The organism is Pseudomonas sp. HR96 (assembly GCF_034059295.1).
Lineage (GTDB): Bacteria > Pseudomonadota > Gammaproteobacteria > Pseudomonadales > Pseudomonadaceae > Aquipseudomonas.
The window spans coordinates 3,406,551-3,424,744 of record NZ_CP139141.1 but is presented as its reverse complement, the minus strand read 5'-3'; the positions used below and the strand labels follow the sequence as shown (position 1 = coordinate 3,424,744).

Annotated in this window: 17 protein-coding genes; 4 read left to right on the top strand and 13 right to left on the bottom strand. The window is 64.0% G+C overall.

Translation table 11 applies throughout. From position 1 onward, the window contains the following. The first annotated feature begins 38 nt into the window (after window positions 1–38). Together SFA35_RS15315 and SFA35_RS15310 are read left to right on the top strand one after the other, a co-directional pair. Window positions 39–1,223, top strand: coding sequence for a DUF2252 family protein (locus SFA35_RS15315; protein WP_320571389.1), 1,185 nt, complete (start codon window positions 39–41; stop codon window positions 1,221–1,223). A gap of 121 nt (window positions 1,224–1,344) precedes the next feature. Further along, window positions 1,345–2,241, top strand: a complete 897-nt coding sequence (locus SFA35_RS15310) for an EamA family transporter (RefSeq protein WP_320571388.1) — start codon at window positions 1,345–1,347, stop codon at window positions 2,239–2,241. Here SFA35_RS15310 and SFA35_RS15305 read toward each other — a convergent pair. The 3 genes from SFA35_RS15305 to SFA35_RS15295 all read right to left on the bottom strand — a co-directional run bounded on the left by SFA35_RS15305 (window position 2,177) and on the right by SFA35_RS15295 (window position 5,331). Beyond that, window positions 2,177–3,631 (bottom strand): MFS transporter, encoded by a 1,455-nt coding sequence (locus SFA35_RS15305; RefSeq protein ID WP_320571387.1) that lies wholly within the window; start codon window positions 3,629–3,631, stop codon window positions 2,177–2,179. The two genes, SFA35_RS15310 and SFA35_RS15305, sit on opposite strands and share 65 nt — an antisense overlap. A gap of 76 nt (window positions 3,632–3,707) precedes the next feature. After that, on the bottom strand, window positions 3,708–4,523 hold the full coding sequence (aroE, locus tag SFA35_RS15300; protein WP_320571386.1) for a shikimate dehydrogenase: 816 nt from the start codon (window positions 4,521–4,523) through the stop codon (window positions 3,708–3,710). Between the two features lie 37 nt (window positions 4,524–4,560). After that, entirely contained in the window at window positions 4,561–5,331 is a 771-nt protein-coding gene (locus SFA35_RS15295; RefSeq protein ID WP_320571385.1) for a glucose 1-dehydrogenase, read from the bottom strand. Window positions 5,332–5,478: 147 nt separating this feature from the next. On the opposite strand from SFA35_RS15295, the gene SFA35_RS15290 reads away from it, so the two are divergent. Further along, window positions 5,479–6,360, top strand: a complete 882-nt coding sequence (locus SFA35_RS15290) for a LysR family transcriptional regulator (RefSeq protein ID WP_320571384.1) — start codon at window positions 5,479–5,481, stop codon at window positions 6,358–6,360. 1 nt (window position 6,361) lies between these two features. Here the strand turns inward: SFA35_RS15290 and SFA35_RS15285 are convergent, their stop codons facing one another. From SFA35_RS15285 to SFA35_RS15240, 10 genes are all read right to left on the bottom strand, one after another. Further along, entirely contained in the window at window positions 6,362–7,471 is a 1,110-nt protein-coding gene (locus SFA35_RS15285) for a response regulator (RefSeq protein ID WP_320571383.1), read from the bottom strand. Then, a complete protein-coding gene (locus SFA35_RS15280; protein ID WP_320571382.1) occupies window positions 7,468–9,225 on the bottom strand; it encodes an ATP-binding protein in 1,758 nt (585 codons plus the stop codon). The genes SFA35_RS15285 and SFA35_RS15280 overlap by 4 nt, the downstream gene beginning before the upstream one ends. A gap of 67 nt (window positions 9,226–9,292) precedes the next feature. Continuing rightward, window positions 9,293–10,291, bottom strand: coding sequence for a SpoIIE family protein phosphatase (locus SFA35_RS15275; RefSeq protein ID WP_320571381.1), 999 nt, complete (start codon window positions 10,289–10,291; stop codon window positions 9,293–9,295). Continuing rightward, window positions 10,288–10,692 (bottom strand): ATP-binding protein, encoded by a 405-nt coding sequence (locus tag SFA35_RS15270; protein ID WP_414058404.1) that lies wholly within the window; start codon window positions 10,690–10,692, stop codon window positions 10,288–10,290. Before SFA35_RS15270 ends, SFA35_RS15275 begins: the two co-directional genes overlap by 4 nt. After that, a complete protein-coding gene (locus SFA35_RS15265) occupies window positions 10,646–11,068 on the bottom strand; it encodes an STAS domain-containing protein (RefSeq protein ID WP_320571379.1) in 423 nt (140 codons plus the stop codon). The genes SFA35_RS15270 and SFA35_RS15265 overlap by 47 nt, the downstream gene beginning before the upstream one ends. A gap of 12 nt (window positions 11,069–11,080) precedes the next feature. Then, window positions 11,081–11,920, bottom strand: a complete 840-nt coding sequence (locus SFA35_RS15260; RefSeq protein ID WP_320571378.1) for an STAS domain-containing protein — start codon at window positions 11,918–11,920, stop codon at window positions 11,081–11,083. 204 nt (window positions 11,921–12,124) lie between these two features. Beyond that, a complete protein-coding gene (locus SFA35_RS15255) occupies window positions 12,125–12,493 on the bottom strand; it encodes a response regulator (protein WP_320571377.1) in 369 nt (122 codons plus the stop codon). Window positions 12,494–12,514: 21 nt separating this feature from the next. Then, window positions 12,515–13,960: an ATPase domain-containing protein gene (locus tag SFA35_RS15250; protein ID WP_320579057.1), complete on the bottom strand. Its 1,446-nt coding sequence runs from the start codon at window positions 13,958–13,960 to the stop codon at window positions 12,515–12,517. Between the two features lie 137 nt (window positions 13,961–14,097). Further along, window positions 14,098–15,231 (bottom strand): PAS domain S-box protein, encoded by a 1,134-nt coding sequence (locus SFA35_RS15245; RefSeq protein WP_320571376.1) that lies wholly within the window; start codon window positions 15,229–15,231, stop codon window positions 14,098–14,100. A gap of 238 nt (window positions 15,232–15,469) precedes the next feature. Continuing rightward, window positions 15,470–16,861 carry an MFS transporter gene (locus SFA35_RS15240; protein ID WP_320571375.1) on the bottom strand — a complete coding sequence of 464 codons (1,392 nt, stop codon included), beginning with the start codon at window positions 16,859–16,861 and terminating at the stop codon, window positions 15,470–15,472. Window positions 16,862–17,206: 345 nt separating this feature from the next. Between SFA35_RS15240 and hemB the strand changes: the two genes are divergently transcribed. Then, window positions 17,207–18,181: a porphobilinogen synthase gene (gene hemB, locus SFA35_RS15235; RefSeq protein WP_320571374.1), complete on the top strand. Its 975-nt coding sequence runs from the start codon at window positions 17,207–17,209 to the stop codon at window positions 18,179–18,181. Window positions 18,182–18,194: the final 13 nt, after the last annotated feature.

Here is an 18,194-nt window from a genome sequence, read left to right as displayed (position 1 = left end):
CCTGCGTCTACCAATCTCTCTCTTCGAAATATTTTGTAATGAAATTACCCAGCCGATCTGCCCGCGCCGACATCCTCAAGCAATTGCGCAACGAAAAAATGGCCCGCTCGGCCCATGCCTATGTGCGTGGCAGTACGGTGCAGTTCTATGAATGGCTGCACAGCCAGCGTGGACGACGCCTGCCCCAGGGCCCACATGTGTGGATCTGCGGCGACTGCCATGCCGGCAACCTCGGTCCTACGGGTGACCGCCACGGGCAGATCGGCATGCACATCCGCGACCTCGACCAGACCGTGATCGGCAATCCGGTGCACGACCTGGTGCGCCTGGCGCTGTCGCTGGCCACCGCCGCGCGCGGCTCCGACCTGCCGGGGGTGACCACTGCGCGCATGCTCGAGGAGATGATGCGCGGCTACATGCAGGCGTTCAAGCTGCGTCCCGGCACCGAACTGGAACGCCCGCCGCAGGTGGCATCCGGCATGCGCAGCGCGGTCAAGCGGACCTGGAAGCACCTGGCCAAGGAGCGTATCGACAACGCCCGGCCGACCATTCCCCAGGGCAAGAGCTTCTGGCCACTGGCGCGCGACGAGAAGTCGGCGATCCAGGCCCTGTGCGCCACGCCCGAGTTGCACCAGCTGGTGACCTCGCTCAAGGGCCGTCCGGACGATGCCGAGGTGGAGCTGCTGGATGCTGCCTATTGGGTCAAGGGCTGCAGTTCGCTGGGGCTGCTGCGCTACGCGGTGCTGCTTGGCGTAGGCACGGGCGACGACCAGGAGTACTGCCTGATCGACGTCAAGCAGGCGGTGGCCGCCGCGGCGCCACGGGCTTCGCGCACGCACATGCCACGTGACAACGCCAAACGCGTGGTCGAGGGCGCGCGCCAGCTGTCGCCGGCGCTGGGCGAGCGGATGCTGGCCACGCGTTTTCTCGACCAGGGTGTGTTCATCCGCGAGCTGTTGCCCCAGGACATGAAGCTGGACATCGACAACCTCAGCCAGACCGATGCCATGGCCGCCGCCGCCTACCTGGCTCAGGTGGTCGGCGTGGCCCACGCCCGGCAGATGGACGCCGCCACCCGCAAGGCCTGGCTGGCCGACCTGCAGCTCAACCACGCCAAGGACCTGGCCGCGCCCTCGTGGCTGTGGACCAGCGTGGTGCAGCTGGTGGGCAGCCACGAGCAGGGGTATCTGGAGCACTGCCGGCAGTGGGCGTTGGGGCGCTGACGGAATCGTCGTTGACGCGGGTCAGGGTGGCCGATGATGGCCATCTTGAACCTCAAGACAGACACCCACCCTATAAATCCAATAGACTGCGCGCCACCGTTCACCCTGCCAAGGAATAGCGATGTCGCCCAAAGATCTGTGCCTGGCCCTGTTGGTCATCATTGCCTGGGGCCTCAACTTTGTCGTGATCAAGTACGGCCTGGATGGCCTGCCGCCGATGCTGCTGGGGTGCCTGCGCTTCACCCTGGTGGCGATACCGGCGATCTTCTTCATTCGCCGGCCACAGCTGCCCTGGGTCTGGCTGCTGGCCTACGGCGCAACCATCTCGTTCGGTCAGTTCGCCTTTCTCTTCGAGAGCATGGCCCACGGCATGCCACCGGGCCTGGCCTCGCTGGTACTGCAGGCACAGGCCTTCTTCACCCTACTGTTTGCCGCGCTGTTCATCGGCGAGCGCCTGCGCGTGGCCAGTGTGCTGGGCTTGCTGATCGCCGCAGCCGGCCTGGCGCTGATCGGTCTGGACACTGGCGCCGCCACGCCCCTGGTGGCCGTATTGCTGACCCTCTGCGCAGCGTCGATGTGGGCGATGGGCAATATCATCACGCGACGCTTTGGTCACGTCGACCTGGTGGCCCTGGTAGTGTGGGGAGCGATCGTGCCGCCGCTGCCATTTCTCGGCATGTCGCTGTGGCTCGAGGGCCCGGCGCTGGTGGAGCATTCGCTGCGCAACATCGGCCTGAGCTCGCTGCTGTCGCTGGCCTACCTGGCGTTCGTCGCCACGCTGTTTGGCTACATCAGCTGGAGCAAGCTGCTGTCGCGCTACCCCACCGGGCGCGTGGCGCCGTTTTCCCTGCTGGTGCCGGTGGTCGGCCTGAGCTCTTCGGCGCTGCTGCTGGGCGAGCGCCTGAGCGCCTTGCAGTGCGCCGGCGGCTTGCTGGTGATGGCCGGGTTGGTGGTCAACGTAGCGGGGCCGAAGCTGTGGCAACGGTTTGCCGGACGTGGCCGTTCGCCTGCGACCTGAGCTCGTCCTCATGCACCTGCAGCGCATCACGCGGCTCGTCGAGGTCGCGGTTGAGGGTTTCCGGCATCTTGAAGGTGGTGTACAGGGTGATCAACGTGAGCACGGCCAGGTACCCGGCAATCGGTAGCCAGGCGCCCAGGCCGGGGCGAGCCAGGCCTGCATTGCCCAGCACCACCAAGGCGATGATGCCGGCGCCGATCATCGGCGCGATGCCGCCGGCGATCACCGCCGAGGCCTCGCGGGCGATCGACACGCCCATGTAGCGATGGCGCGAGCCGAACAGCTCGGGCATCAACGATGCCTGGGTGCCGAACATGCCCCAGGTGCCGACGCCCAGGGCAATGGCGATGGCGACAATGCTCGCGGCTACGTTGCCCAGGCTCAGCACCCACCACACCGGAAACGCCAAGGCCAATTGCAGCAGGGCGAAGAAGCGATACACCTTGACCCGCCCGAAACGGTCGCTGATGCGCCCGGCCAGCGGCGTGACAATGGCGCCGACGCTGGCGGCGCAGATCAGCGTCAGCACGCCCACCGGGCCCTTGAGCCCCACCACGTTGACGATGTAGCTGACGGCCAGCGCCTGGTAGATGGACGAGCCACCGTTTTCTGCCAAGCGCAGGCCCACGCCGATCAACAGGGTCTTTTTCGAATGCTTGAAGGCGCTGTGCAGCGGGTTGCCGGTTTCGCGCTTGAGCGCCTTCAGGCGTATGAAAGTGGGCGACTCCTTGAGGCGCAGGCGCATCCACAGGCCGACGCCGACGATCAGCAGGCTGAGGAAGAACGGCAGGCGCCATAGCCAGGTCTCGGTGACGTGCTCGCTGCTGCTGACCACGAAGAAATACACCACGGCGGCCAGGATAGTACCCAGCTGGATGCCGAGAAATGGCAGGGCGGCAAAAAAGCCACGGCGGCCCCGGGGCGCGTATTCGGTCATCATCACCGCCGCCCCCGCCTGCTCGGCGCCGGCGCCCAGGCCTTGCAGCAGGCGCAGCAGAACAAGCAGCACCGGGGCCAGGTAACCGGCGTCGTGGAAGGTCGGCAATGCGCCGATCAGGGTGCTCGACACGCCCATCAGCAGCACCGTGGCCGAAAGCACGAACTTGCGCCCGATACGGTCGCCGACCATGCCGAACAGCACGCCACCCAGGGGGCGCACCGCAAAGCCCAGAAAGTAGGTGCCGAAGCTGGCGATCAAGGCCATGGTGCGGGTTTGTTCGGGAAAGAACAGCGGCCCGAAAATCAGCGCCGAGGCCAGGCTGTACAAGGCAAAGTCGTAGTACTCCAGGGCGCTGCCCAGCGAGCAGGCCCAGGCGGCGCGCTTGAGGTCGCCGCTGCTGACGCTGTGCTCGTCGGGCGCCGAGTGGTGGGTGTGCTGTGCTGTACTCATGCTGCAGTCCTCGTTTATGCGGGCGCCGGGTGCGCGCCGCAGCGGGCGTCTTGTTGTGATGTGGGAAGTGGCGTGCCTACAGGTTCAGCCGCTGGATTTGCGCCAGCATGGCTCGTTCCATCACTTCGATGGGCGCGTCGCAGCCGGTGTACAGCTCGATCTGCCGACAGGCCTGGTGCACCAGCATGCGAGTGCCGGCGACGGTGCGGCAGCCCAGCGCCTGGGCCTGCTTGAGCAGGGCGGTGCGCACCGGCATGAAGGCCACGTCCATGACCAGCAGGTGCGGTGCCAGACGCCCGTCCAGCGGGTTGCTGGCGGGGTCCTTGAAGCCGACCGAGGTGGCGTTGACCACCAGGTCGAAGGCCTCGGCGCTGAAGGCACCGATATCACCGGCATAGCGCACCTGCAGGTCGGCGGCCAGCCTCTGGCCGCGCTCGGCGTTGCGGTTGAACACCTGCACTTCGGCGCCCGCTGCGCGGCAGCCATAGGCCACGGCCCGTGCTGCGCCGCCCGCGCCCAGCAGCGCCACGCGCTTGCCGCGCAGGCGCTGCACTTCCTGCAAGGCGCGCACGGCGCCCAGGTGGTCGGTGTTGTAACCGGTGAGGTGGCCGTCGATATTGTTGATGGTATTGACCGCACCAATGGCCTGGGCCGACTCGTCGATGGCGTCGAGAAACGGTATCACCGCCTGCTTGTACGGCATCGACACATTCATGCCGCGCACGCCCAGGGTGCGGATGGCCTGCACGGCGGCTTCGGGGTCGTCGACGCCGAAGCAGACGAAGGTATAGTCCAGGCCCAGCTCGGCGTAGGCGGCGTTATGGATCTTGGCGCTGAGCGAGAACGGCGAGCCCATGATCGAGCCGCACAGGATGGGAAGGGAAGTGGGCATGGCGCATCCTTGATCTGCAGTTAGACGACGCTGGTAGTTAGACGACGCTGGTCAGGCCGCCATCGACGTAGAGCATCTGGCCGTTGACGAAGTCGGCCGCGGGGGAAGCCAGAAACACCGCCGCGCCGCACAGTTCCTCGACCTTGCCCCAGCGCCCGGCGGGGGTGCGCTGGCACAGCCATTCGGAGAATGCCGGGTCGTCGACCAGGGCGCGATTGAGTTCGGTCTGGAAGTAGCCCGGCGCCAGCCCGTTGATCTGCAAGCCGTGCCGCGCCCAGTCGGCGCACATGCCACGGGTCAGCATGCGCACAGCGCCCTTGCTGGCGGCGTAGGGCGCGATGGTCGGCCGGGCCAGCTCGCTTTGCACCGAGCCAATGTTGATGATCTTGCCCTGGCCGCGGCCGATCATGTGCCGTGCCACCGCCTGGGAAACGTTGAACACGCCGTCCAGGTTGGTGCGCATCAGCCGCTGCCAATCAGCGCTGGTGAAATCCTCAAGCGCCGCGCGATGCTGGATGCCGGCGTTGTTGACGAGAATGTCGATGGCGCCCAGGCGTTGTTCGAGGGCGTCGACAGCGGCGGCGACCTCGGCGTGTTCGGCGACGTCGAAGGCACTGAAGTCGGCGTCGATGCCTTCGCTGCGCAAGGTCGCGCAGACGTCCTCGGCGGCGGCGGCATGACGGCCGTTGATCACCACGGTGGCGCCGGCAGCGGCCAGGCCGCGGGCCAGGGTCAGGCCGATGCCGCGCACCGAGCCGGTAACGAGAGCGCGGCGATCGTCGAGGCGGAAGGGGTCAGGGGTGGGCATGGGCTGCCTCCTCGTTTCTTGTTGTTGGGCAATGCATCCAGTTGAGCGCCGAATGCTGGCGAGCGCCAATCGTATGTGCTGATATGGTCATCACCGAATGTGATCACCAAGCGTGCTCCGGGATTTTCATCACCACAGGATCAAGGTATGGACCTCAAGCACCTTCGCGCCTTCGCCGCGCTGGCCGAAGAGCTGCATTTCGGCCGTGCGGCGGCGCGCCTGCACATCGTGCAACCGGCGCTTAGCGCGCAGATCCGGGCGCTGGAGGAGAGCGTCGGGGCGCGTCTGTTCGAGCGCGACCGCCATCATGTCGCTCTCACCGAGCAGGGCCGGCTGATGCTGCCCGAGGCGCTGGCGACCTTGCGCCAGGCTGCGCGCACCGTCGAAGTGGTGCGCCAGGCCCAGAGCGGGGAGGTGGGCCTGCTGCGCGTGGCCTTCGTGTCTTCGGTATTGGCGCATCTGTTGCCCAGTCTGCTGCGAGCCTTGCGTGAACAATTGCCGGGCGTCGAACTGGAGCTCAAGGATCTGCCATCACCGATGCAGGTGCGGGCGCTGCTGGATAATTCACTGGATCTGGGCCTGGTGCGCATGCCATTGAGCGTGCCCGGCGTGCACACGCGTCTGTTGTTCAGCGAAGGCCTGGTGGTGGCGATGCCCCAGGGCGACCCGCTGGCCGCCGCCGAGCAGGTGCAGCCGAGCCAGCTGGCGACGCGGCCGCTGTTCGTGTTGGCTCGCAAGTTCGCCCCGGGGCTGCATGACCTGATGCTGGTGGCCTTCCATCAGCTGGGCCTGCAATTGCACTGGGCGTTGGAGCTGGGCGAGTTCACCACCATGCTGGCGTTGGTGGCCGCCGGGCAGGGCATCGGCCTGGTGCCCGCCCAGGCGGCCTCGGCGCTGCCGCCAGGGGTGGTCACCCGGCCATTGGCGCTGGCATTGCCAGGGGCGGGCATCGGTCTGGCCTGGACCGAGCCGGACAGTGCTTTGAAGCGGGCGTTCATGCGGGTGTTGCTGGGCGTCCCAGCCCTGTAGCCTACACCGCCACCGACAAAGGCAGGCGCAGCTCGACCTTGGCCAGCCCTTCATCGTTGAGGAACGACACCCGCCCGCCGAAGCTCTCGCAGAGCGCCTTGACGATTGGCAGGCCCAGGCCCCAACCCTTGGTTTCGCTCTTGGTGGAAATGAAATAGGGCGTGGCCAGGTTGGTCAGGACTTCCTCGGGAAAGTTGCCGTGGTTGCTGACACAGATCACCGCCATGTCTTCCTCGACCGCCTGGCTGATGCGGATCGATGAGTCGGCCGCGCCATGCTTGCTGGCATTGATCACCAGGTTGTCGAAGATGCGCAGAAAGGCGTGTTTGTCCCAGAATACCCGGGCATCGCCCAGTTGATCATCGACAAGGATCTGCTGGGTCACCTGCAGGCGCAGGTTTTCCACGGCTTCGCCGAGCATGCCCGCCAGTGCCAGCGGCTCGCCGATCAACTTGATGCCGCCGCCCATGCTGACGTGGGAAATGTCGAGCACGTTGGTGACCATCTGGTCGATACGCTTGAGGTTGTCGGCAAGGATCTTGAGCATTTCCTCGGTGCGCCGCGCCGGGTTCTTGGACATCAACCCGGTGACCATCACCGCCGCCGCCAGCGGCGAGCGCAGGTCATGGCTGAACGAGCGCATGAACCGTTCGAGCATGATTTTCTCGCTGCGCAGGTTCTCGCTGCGCGCCAGGGCCACCTGGCGCTGCTTTTCCATGCGCTCGAAACGATGGTTGGATTTCATCAGGCTGGAGATGGTCGCCAGCACCTCATCGGGGTTGATCGGGTGCGTAAGGTAGGCCCGCGCGCCCTTGTTCAAGCCCATGGCCTTGTCCTTGCCCGTGACAAAGGTGGCCGAGATGTTGATCACCGCCGGCAACTTGCCATGGCCCAGCTTGGCCTCGGCCTGCTGGATCAGCTCGAAGCCGGTCATGTCCGGCAGGTTGATATCGAGGATGACCAGGTCGATGCTGGCATCCAGTTGCGCCAGGCCTGCTTCGCCGTTGCCGGCCTCGAGCACTTCGAAGCCGCTTTCTGCTTCGAGGATCTTGCGCAACACGTAGCGGTTGGCATCCATGTCGTCGATGATCAGAATACGCCGGGTCTTCATGGGCGGTAGCTCCCCGCCAGTCGCTGCACTTGTTGCAGCAACGCCTCGGCATAGTCGGGTTGGGTTTTGATCAGCACGCCCTGACTTTGGCTCAGCAGGCGATCGCGCTCGGTGTCGTCGAGCAGTTTGGCAGTATTGACCAGTACCCGCGAGTGCAGGCTCCAATCCATGCTTTCGAGCAGGTCGGCGCCGTAGATGTCGGGCAGGTCAAGGTCGAGCAGGATGATGTCGGGGCGCACCGCATGCATCTTGTCGATGCTGGCGCTGGCGTTCTCCGACTCGATCACCACCGCATGGTAGGGTTCGAGCAGATGGCGCACCAGGTAGCGGTCCGCTTCGTTGTCATCGATGATCAGCACGGTGATGCCGGTCAGGTCGAGATTCTGCAGATCGGCCTCGCGCTCGACGAACTCGCGGGCGATGCGCGCGGTGAAGCGGCTGCCTTTGCCGACTTCGCTGGTCAGTTCGATGTCGCCACGCAGCAGGCTGGCCAGGCGCACCGCCAGGGGCAGGCCAAGGCCATTGCCCTGGACATGGGCCAGGCCTGGAATGCGTACCCGGGCGAACTCCTCGAAGATCCGCGCCTGGTCCTCGGCGCCGATGCCCACACCGCTGTCCTCGACCATGAACTCGACGGTGTCGGAGTCAGGCAGGAAGCAGCGGACGCTGATCGCCCCTTGCGGGGTGTACTTGAAGGCGTTGCTGATCAGGTTGCGCATGATCTGGAACAGCCGGTTGCGGTCGGTGTCCAGGATCACATCGACCAGGATCGGCGTGACCTGCCAGTCCAGGGTCGGGTAGCGCATCGACAAGGCCCCGGTGAACTGGCGCAGCTGTTCCATGAACTCGACCAGGCTGAAGCGCGCCGGGACGATTTCCATGCGCCCGGACTCTGCTTCTGCCAGGTCCAGCAGCTCGTTGACCAGATCGGACAGCTCGCTGGCCGCCGAACTGATGAAGCGCACCTGCTTGTACTGCTCAGGGTTCAACTCGCCGTCGGCACCTTTGAGCAGCAGCTTGGAGATGTTCTCGATGATGTTGATCGGCGTGCGAAATTCGTGGGTCATGTTGGAGAAGAAGCGGCTCTTGGACTCGCTGGCCTCCTGCAGCTCCTGCGAGGCCTTCTCCAGCTCCGAATACAGCGCCACCACACCCTTGTTGGTGTTCTCCAGCTCAAGATTGGTGGCTTCCAGTTCCTGCTGCTTGCTGCGCAGTTCGGAACTTGTCAGCAGCAGCTCCGAACCGCGCACCTGCAGCTCGACGTAGGGGTCCGACGCGCCCTCGGTCTGCAGCTGGCGGCGGATCTCCTGAATGCGTTTCTCGCTGGGGAACGGCCGCGGCGGGTATACGCTCTTCAGCGCGCGGATGCGCGTGCCGGCGGCAGAGGTCTGGATGTCGAACTCGTCCATCAGCCGCTGCGCACCGCGCAGGCCTACGCCCATGCCCGTAGGCGAGACGTAGCTGCCATCGAGGATGCGCTCGATATCGGCAATGCCACTGCCTTCGTCCACCGCCTCGAAGCCGATGGCGTTGACCAGGCCGTGGGGGTCCTTGCGCAGGTCGAAGTGGAAGGTGCCCGAGCCGACATACTGGTAGACATTGCGGGCCAGCTCGGATACCGACGTGGCCAGGCGAATCTGCTCCAGGGTCGACAGGCCCAGCCAGGCGGCAATCTGCTTGGCGCTCTGGCGACAGGCAACCACATCGACCTCGTGGGTAATGCTCACTGTGGTGATGCGCCGGTAGTTGCTCACGACAGGTAGCTCACAGGGATTTGCTCGAAATAGGCTCAGGCACGGTGGTTTTGCTCAAGATGGATGCTTAGTGACGCGGCGTGTCGTACTTGACCACCACCACAGTGGCGTCGTCGTTGTGCCGTTTGAAATCTCGATGTACCAGCCCGGCAATCACCGCAGGGTGTCGCCCATAGAGTCCGGGATAGGCCCCGAGGTTCAATTTGGTGCCGATGCCGTCGGACGCCAGCAGCAGGACATTGCCCGGCTCCCAGGGGTAGCTGAAGCCGTGGATGCGGCCCATGCGGTAGCCGACCGTGCCATTGCTGGAGACCAGGCTGCGCTGCTTGTCGCTGACCAGGATGCCGGCGACGTTGCCCATGCCGCAAAAGCGCAGCTGACGTTGCTCGACATTGATTTCGGCGATCGACACCGCGCCGCCCCGAGTGGGCATCAACGCGCGGTGCATCTGCTCCATGACCTGCTCGATGGTCAGCGCCGGGTCGTGGTCGAGAAACACCTGGCGGGCCTTCTGACTGGCAACGCTGGCCGCGTGGCCGTGGCCCAGGCCGTCGGCGATCATGACCCGGTTGCCGCGCATGGCCCAGGCGTCACCGCAGATCTCCTCGCCAGGGTAGGGCGTGCAGACAGCGCCGACGCTGAAACCCGGATCGAGGCTGGCGACCGCGTGCGGCAGGTCGAACTGGGTGTAGAGCACCGTACCCTGGCCCGGCTGCGAGAACACGTCGAACAGGTCGGACATGCGCTGCATGGCACCCAGGCCCGCGCCCATGGTGCCGGTGGTGGAGTAGCTGTCGGTCAGGCACTGGGCGACGTTGGCCATGCCCGGGCCGCTGTCGACCGTGAGCAGGCGCAACGCCTGGCTGTCCTGGCAATACAGCAATTCACCGCTGCCGGCATGGTTGACCAGGTTGCGCGCCGCTTCCTGCACCACCACGGTGAGTTTGCCGAGCAGAGTGTCGTCATTGTTGAGCTCGGCCGCCGCGCGCACGATCTGGCGGCGCGCGGCGTCGACGTGAGCGCTGTCGCTCACCGGGATGCTCATGTCGAAAAGTAGCTCGTTCATCGCCATTTCCACAGTTCAATCGTTGTGCCGGAGCCCGGCACGGTCTGGATTGCAAAATCGTCCACCAGCCGCTTGGCGCCGGAAAGGCCCAGGCCCAGGCCGCCGCCGGAGGTGAAGCCATCGGTCATGGCGCGCTCGAGGTTGTCGATGCCAGGGCCGTTGTCGGCGATGATCAAGTGCAGGGCAGTACGCCCGTCACGCTGGGTGATCTCGATCACGCATTCGCCGCCGCCGCCGTAGATCAGGCCGTTGCGAGCGATTTCGCTGGCTGCGGTGACCACCTTGGTTTGCGACACCAGACCCAGTCGTATTTCTTCGGCAGCCTTGCGCACTCGCTGGCGAATGACGACGATGTCAGTTTCCTGCTTCAGCGGCAGCGTCTCTGTCTTCGTCACTCTCAAGCTCCTGAACCAGGTCGTCGTTTACATTGTTTTCCAGCCAGCGCATGCCTTTTTCCACGTTGAGCGCGGTGGCGATGCCTTCCAGCGAAAGCCCGAGCTCGACCAGGGTGATGGCCACTGCCGGTTGCATGCCGACGACGATCACCTTGGCGTCGAGAATGCGCGACACGTTGGCAATATGCGAGAGCATGCGGCCGATGAACGAGTCGACGATTTCCAGCGAGGAGATATCGATGAGTACGCCCTTGGCGTTATGGCGCACGATCTGCTCGGTCAGGTCTTCCTGCAGGTCCAACGCCAGTTGGTCATGCATGTCGACCTGGATGGTCAACAACAGGTACTTGCCCATTTTCAGGACGGGGATTCTGTCCACCATGGCTCGGCCTCCTTAGCGGGTCTGCGGGGTGACCAGGCGCACATTCAGCTCTTTGAGGGCGAGCTGGAAGGCGTCGGCCAGCGAGGCCTTGGTGACCACGTCGCCCAGTTCCACACCCAGGTGCACGATGGTCGCGGCGATCTGCGGGCGGATGCCGCTGATGATGCACTTGGCGCCCATCAGCTTGGCGGCGGTGATGGTCTTGAGCAGGTGCTGGGCAACCATGGTGTCCACGGTGGGCACGCCGGTGATGTCGATGATGGCGATGTCCGACTCGGTGTCGACGATCTTCTGCAGCAGCGCTTCCATGACGATCTGGGTGCGGTTGGAATCCAGCGCGCCGATCAGCGGGATGGCCAGCACGCCTTTCCACAGCTGGACCACCGGGGTGGAGAGCTCGAGCATGCTTTCCTGTTGCTCGCGGATCACCGCTTCGCGGCCGGTCATGAAGCACTGCATGCTGAACAGGCCGATCTTGTCCAGCAGGCGGCTGGCCGAGAGGGTGACCTGCACCGGGTTGCTGCTGTGTTCCTGGATGGTCTGGAACAGCGCTTCCTTGAGCGAGAAGACGAAGGTCGCGGTCTCGCTGGGACTGAAGCCCTGACGGCTCTGGGCCTGGGACAGGCGTTCGATGAAAGCTTTGACCGGGCGCCAGGCCGGCGCGTCGAAATCGTCGTTGCCTTCGGCAATGGCCAGGCTGAGTGCCTTGAACAGGTCGCGCGAGTTCTGCTGCACGGTGCGTTCGTCGATCAGGTCCGAGCGGATGCCGGCGCTGCGTTGGGCAGCGATCCAGTGATCGATAAGGGTAGCTTCGTGCTGCTTCAACAGTTCGGCAAGGACGGCGGAGGACATGGCAAATTCCTGTTGCTGGGTTTCAAAGGGGTACGGTGGAGCATTCAAGGCAACGCACACTAGCAAAGTGCCTTACCAAACAAAAGATCATTGCACATTACGGGAAAAATGCCGCCCCTGGCTCGCAAACCGTGGGGTTCGGGCCATGGCGATCATCAGATTGCAGGGAAAGGAAATGGTGCGGCGGTGCCGAGAAAAAAGCGCCTAATGTGTCTCCTCGCCGAGCAGTTCACTGACCTTGGCAATCACCTTGTCGATGTCGAAGGGCTTGTCGAAAACCGCAGCGAATATATGGGGATTGTCGCGGCCAAGATTGGCTTGGGCGCCGGACATGAGCACGATTGGAGTCTGCTCGAACGCCGGCCGCTCACGGATGGCCCTGGCGAACTCCAGGCCATCCATCAGCGGCATCATGAAGTCGGTAATTACCAGCGTCGGCCGATCGCGCTCGAGGATTTCCAGGCCCTTGCGGCCATTGCCGGCCTTGACGACCGTGTAGCCTTCATCCTCGAGGGCATAGCCCAGGATATCGGCGATCACGTACTCGTCGTCGACGATCAGGATAGTAGCCATGTCAGCTCGACTCCGTCGCATTCACGGCTTCGATATCGTCGATGCGCTGCCCGACATAACGGCTTCTGCATTTTTGAAAGCCTTCCTCAAATCGACCCCATGGTCGTTGACGACCAGCTCCAGCAAAGCGGGATCGTAAACGCTGTCTCTTATCTTAAGGATGGATAACAGGCGTTTAAGTTCAGACTCATACTCCACGAAGCGCAGCACCAGGATGTTGTCGACGATGCTCGACAGGTCCGGGCTGGGCGCGTCCAGCTCGGGGCCGAACAGGCCGCGGATCTCCCAGGAGGCGAACACCAGTACGCCGCGGGCGCGCAGTTCGCCCATCAGGGCGCTGAAGAACGGGGTCAGGCGGGCCGGGTTGTTGGCCATGCGGGTCATGCCGCCGAAGCTGTCGATGCTCACCCGCTTGATGCCGTGTTGGTCCACCAGCCTCAGCAGGCGCGCACCGAGGCCGTCGAGCAGGCCTTCGGTGGTCGGCTGCCAGGCCATGTGCAGTGCACCGGTTTCTTCCATGCTGGCGAAGTCGACGCCGATGGCGTTGGCTTTGGCGCGCAGACGGTCTGGGGTTTCGTAGAAGCCGAAGTGCAGCCCCGGCTCCTCAGGCGTGGCGACGCTGAGAAAACGAATGCCCAGGGTGGTCTTGCCGACCCCGGAGGGGCCCATGGCCAGGGTCACCGAGGCGCGCGGCAGGCCGCCGCCGATCAGCCCGTCCAGGGCCGGAACGCCGCTGGGCAGCGGCTTCATGTCGGTGGTTTCGACATGGGACGGGCGGCTGTACAGGCTTTCCAGGCGTGGGTAGATGACCAGGCCGTCGTCGGTGATCTCGCATTCGTGCAGGCCGGAGAGGGCGCCGCTACCGCGGGTCTTGCGCAGCTGGATGCGGCGCACCGAGCGGGTACCGAACAGCTCTTCGCCCAGCTCGATGACGCCATCGACCATGGTGTGTTCCGGGCTGCCGTCGTCCAGCCGCGAGCTGGTCAGGAACAGCACGGTGCAGCCGGCGAAGGCGGCGTGGCCTTGCAGTTCGGCGATGAACTTCTTGGTGTCGATCTGCGATTCGGCCTTGGAACGGGCGTTGAGCAAGCCGTCGACGATCAATACCGTGGCTTTCTGGCGGACGATTTCGCGGCGCAGCAGCTTGACCACTTCGTCCAGCCCTTCATTCTCAAGGGTGTCGAAGGCGCTGACGAACTGGATCTCGTTGCCGATGCGCGAGGGGTCGAAGAAGGACAGGGTGGACAGGTACTGGAACAGCCGCTCGTGGGATTCGGAGAGCAATGTCGCCACCAGCACACGGCCACCTTCGCGCACGTGGTAAAAGCCCAGCTGGTTGGCGAGGATGGTCTTGCCCGAGCCGGGTCGGCCCTGGACGATGTATGAAGCACCGGCCACCAGGCCACCTTTCAATAGAGCGTCGAAGCCGACGATTCCGGTTGCAAGGCGTTTTAGCTGTTCCAATATCGGGCTGCCTTTTGTCATGAGTACGGTGCTTGCCTCGTTCCGAGCCAGGAATGGGGCGCGAAAACGGGCTGTCGATCTGATCGGTCAATTCTAACCCGCTTTTCAGAATCGTCGCATGGCACTTTTTGCGCTATCCGCTATAAGGCCGCCGGAATGTACAGGTGCATCTGCGTACCTTCCCCCACCACGCTGTCGACTCGCAGGTCACCATTGACGTGGCGTGCGAAGCCGTAGGCCTGGCTGAGCCCCAGCCCGGTACCCTGGCCGAACGCCTTGGTCGTGAAGAACGGCTCGAAGATCCGCTGGCGGGTGTACTCGTCGATGCCGGCGCCGGTGTCGGCGACGGTGATGCAGACGAAATCCCCCAGCAGGCCATGGGTGCCTTCGTCCAGATGCTGGTTGCTGGCGTGCACATGGATGCAGCCCTCGGCGCTGATGGCGTCGCGGGCATTGAGCGTCAGATTGAGCAGGACCATTTCCAGCTGGCTGGGGTCGGCGTCTACCTGCCACAGGTCCGGTGGGGCCTGCACCTGCAGTGTGATGCGCTTGGGCAACGCCTGGGCCAGCAGCGCTTGGGTGGTGGCGAGCATTTCGCCAACGTCCAGTCGCTGGCTGCCGGCCTCCTTGTGCCGGGCAAACGTCAGCAACTGGCGGGTCAGGCGGCTGCCGCGTTCACCGGCGTCGACGATATTCGCCAGCATGGCCGCCACCCGCTCGGGGTTGGCGCTTTTTTGCGCCATCTTCGCCGAGCTGAGGATGATCGTCAGCAGGTTGTTGAAGTCGTGGGCCAGGCCACCGGTCAGCTGCCCGAGGGCCTCGAGCTTCTGTGCCTGGAACAGCTCGGCCCGTACCTGGTCGAGCTGACGCTCGGCCTCATGGCGCTCGGTGATATCGCGGGTGACCTTGGCGAAGCCGATCGGGTTGCCGCTGTCGTCGCGGATCAGGTCCAGGGCGATCCGGGCCCAGAAGCGGCTGCCGTCCTTGCGTACCCGCCAGCCTTCATCCTGGCAGCGACCTTGGGCGTAGGCCTGGCTGAGCAGGCGGTGCGGCTTGCCGTCGGCCTGATCATCGGCGCCGAAGAATCGCGAGAAGTGCTGGCCGATGATGTCCTCGGTGCTGTAGCCCTTGATGCGCTGGGCGCCGGCGTTCCAGGTGATGATCCGGCCATCCAGGTCGAGCATGTAGATGGCGTAGTCCATGACCGACTGGACCAGCAGCTCGTAGCGGCGGTGATGCTCGGCGGCCGTATGGAAAATGTCGGACGGTTTCATGGGGCGCGGCGTCGGCAGTGAGGGCAGTGGCGGGGAGCTTACGCCGGGTTGGCAGGATCATCCATACGGATATGCGCAAATATCTCCCGGCAACCGCACTGCGGCCTTTTTCAGGCTGCAAAAATGAGCAAGCCCGCGAGTCATTGATCGATGATCGACGACTCGCGGGCTTGCGACTTGATGCGGGGCATCATGATGCCCCGGCTCGGGGCTGCGCCTGATTTACCGCAACGCGCGCCTACACCGAAACACTGAGGGCCCGCGAACGCGCCTCATCGTACTCTTTCTTCTCCATCGCCTTGGCATCAGGCTTGCCCAGTTCATTCATCGGGATACGATAAGTCTCCGGGGCAAAGTAGGCCGCAGCGGCGGCGATGATGGTAATGCCGAATGCCATGCTGCCGACGATCAGCGGGATATCGGTCGAACCGGGTGGCGCATAGGCGGCGAACAGGGCTGGCAACAGCGCGGTGATCAGCGTGCCGACGTTCTGCGCAATGGCCATGGCCGATACGCGATAGCGAGTGTGGAACAGCTCCGGGTAAAAGCTTGGAAACACCGCGTTGTAGCCCTGGTAGAACACGCCCCACATCAGGAACGACATGGCCATGGCCAGCGGTACGCTGTGGATGCTGATCGCATACAGGTAGCCGAACGACAGCAGTCCGGAGCTCAGGCAGCCGAAGATCATGGTTGGGCGCCGGCCGATCTTGTCCGACAGGTTGCCCACGAACGGGATGACCAGCACCGCGATGATATTGCCCACCACCGGAATCCACAGGTACACGCTTTTGGCGAAGCCGATGCCGTAGGCAGGCTGCACGGCATAGGCGGCGCCGAAGATGGTGGCAACCACCGGGATCACGTTCATCAGCGCCATGCACACCACCAGGGCCATGCTTTTCCAGCTGTGCTTGAACGCATCCTTGATCGGCGAGCGGGCTACGCTGCTGGCTTGCTCTTCCTTGGTGAAGGCCGGGGTTTCGTGGACTTCCTTGCGGATGATGTAGCCGGCGATCAGCACGATGGCGCTCAGCAGGAACGGAATGCGCCAGCCCCAGGTATTGAAGGCCTCGTCCGGCATGAAGTAGGCCAATGGCAGAAAGATCGCGGCGGCGAAGATCTGCCCGGCCTGCACGCCCTGCAGGGTGAAGCTGGCAAAGAATCCGCGTCGGCCGAACGGGGCATGTTCGAGGATCATCGAGCTGGCCCCGGAAATCTCCCCGGCCACCGCGAAACCCTGGATCAGGCGCAGGATCACCAGCAGCAACGGAGCCAGCACGCCGACCTGGCCATAGGTAGGCAGCAGCCCCACCGCCATGGTCGCAAACCCCATCATGAACATGCACAACAGCAGTACGTTCTTGCGCCCGCGGGTGTCTCCCCAGTGACCCAGGAAGAATGCCCCGATAGGGCGCGCCACGTAGCCCACGCCATAAGTGGCCAACGAAGCGACGATGGCGACTTTGGGGTCGGTGTTGGGGAAAAAGATCTGCGGGAATATCAGCGCCGCTGCCTGGGCGTAGATAAAGAAGTCGTAGTATTCCAGCGCCGAGCCGATCCAACCGCTGGCGGTGGCTTTCTTCGACTGTGTGGAGCCGTGCGACGAAGTGTCTGCGGGGCTGCTCATGCTGTGTCTCCGTTGTTTTTATTATTGAATCTCTTGGGCCAGTAATGAAGCGCGAACGAGCAAAACTAACTGGATAGTACATATTTATCAGCACCTTCCAGACAGTGTCAATGCTAGCTGATACGCGAGTGTTCGATAGTCGCACAGCACTTTGATCCGCAGCGACCGACGTCGAGCCGGCCTGCTGCAATTGTTGGCGCAAGTGTTGATGCAGTTGGCGAGGCAATTGTTGCAAAGCGCGCAATGAAGTTTCGTTGGCGGGCGCTTGTTCCTGCACCTGCGGCGGGCATAAGCTCGTGGCCAGCCAGGCAATATCGCCCATGTTTCTTCATGCAAGGTTGCAAGATGTCCAGTCAGTTTCCGTACACACGCCCACGCCGCCTGCGGGGTTCCGAAAGCCTGCGGTCGCTGTTCCAGGAAGTGGAGTTCAGCCTCGACGATCTGGTGCTGCCGATTTTCGTCGAAGAGGAGATCGACGACTTCGTGCCGATCAACAGCATGCCAGGGGTGCGGCGCATTCCCGAGTCGCGCCTGGCCAGCGAGATCGAGCGCTACGCGCGAGCTGGCATCAAGTCGGTGATGACCTTCGGCGTTTCCCACCACCTGGATGACGATGGCAGCGACACCTGGAACGACAACGGCCTGGTGGCGCGGATCAATCGCATCTGCAAGGAGGCGGTGCCGGAAATGATCGTCATGTCCGACACCTGTTTTTGCGAATACACCGCCCACGGCCACTGTGGCGTGCTGCATGACGGCAAGGTCGACAACGACGCCACTTTGGTCAACCTCGGCCGCCAGGCCGTGGTGGCTGCCCGGGCGGGTGCCGACTTCATCGCGCCTTCGGCGGCCATGGACGGTCAGGTTCAGGCCATCCGTGCCGCGCTGGACGGGGCGGGCTTTCATGACACTTCGATCATGGCGTATTCGACCAAGTTTGCCTCCTCGCTTTATGGCCCATTCCGCGAAGCCGGCGGCAGCGCCCTCAAGGGTGACCGCAAGAGCTACCAGATGAACCCGATGAACCGCCGTGAAGCGGTGCGCGAGTCGCTGCTCGACGAGCAGGAGGGTGCCGACGCGCTGATGGTCAAGCCGGCCGGGGCCTATCTGGACATCATTCGCGACATCCGCGAAGCCTCGCGCCTGCCGCTGGCGGCCTATCAGGTCAGCGGCGAATACGCCATGATCAAATTCGGCGCCCAGGCCGGTGCCATCGATGAAGGGCGCGTGGTACGCGAGAGCCTTGGCGCGATCAAGCGTGCAGGCGCGGACCTGATCTTCACCTATTTCGCCATGGACCTGGCATTGGGCGGGATTTGAGCGCGGCGTGAAA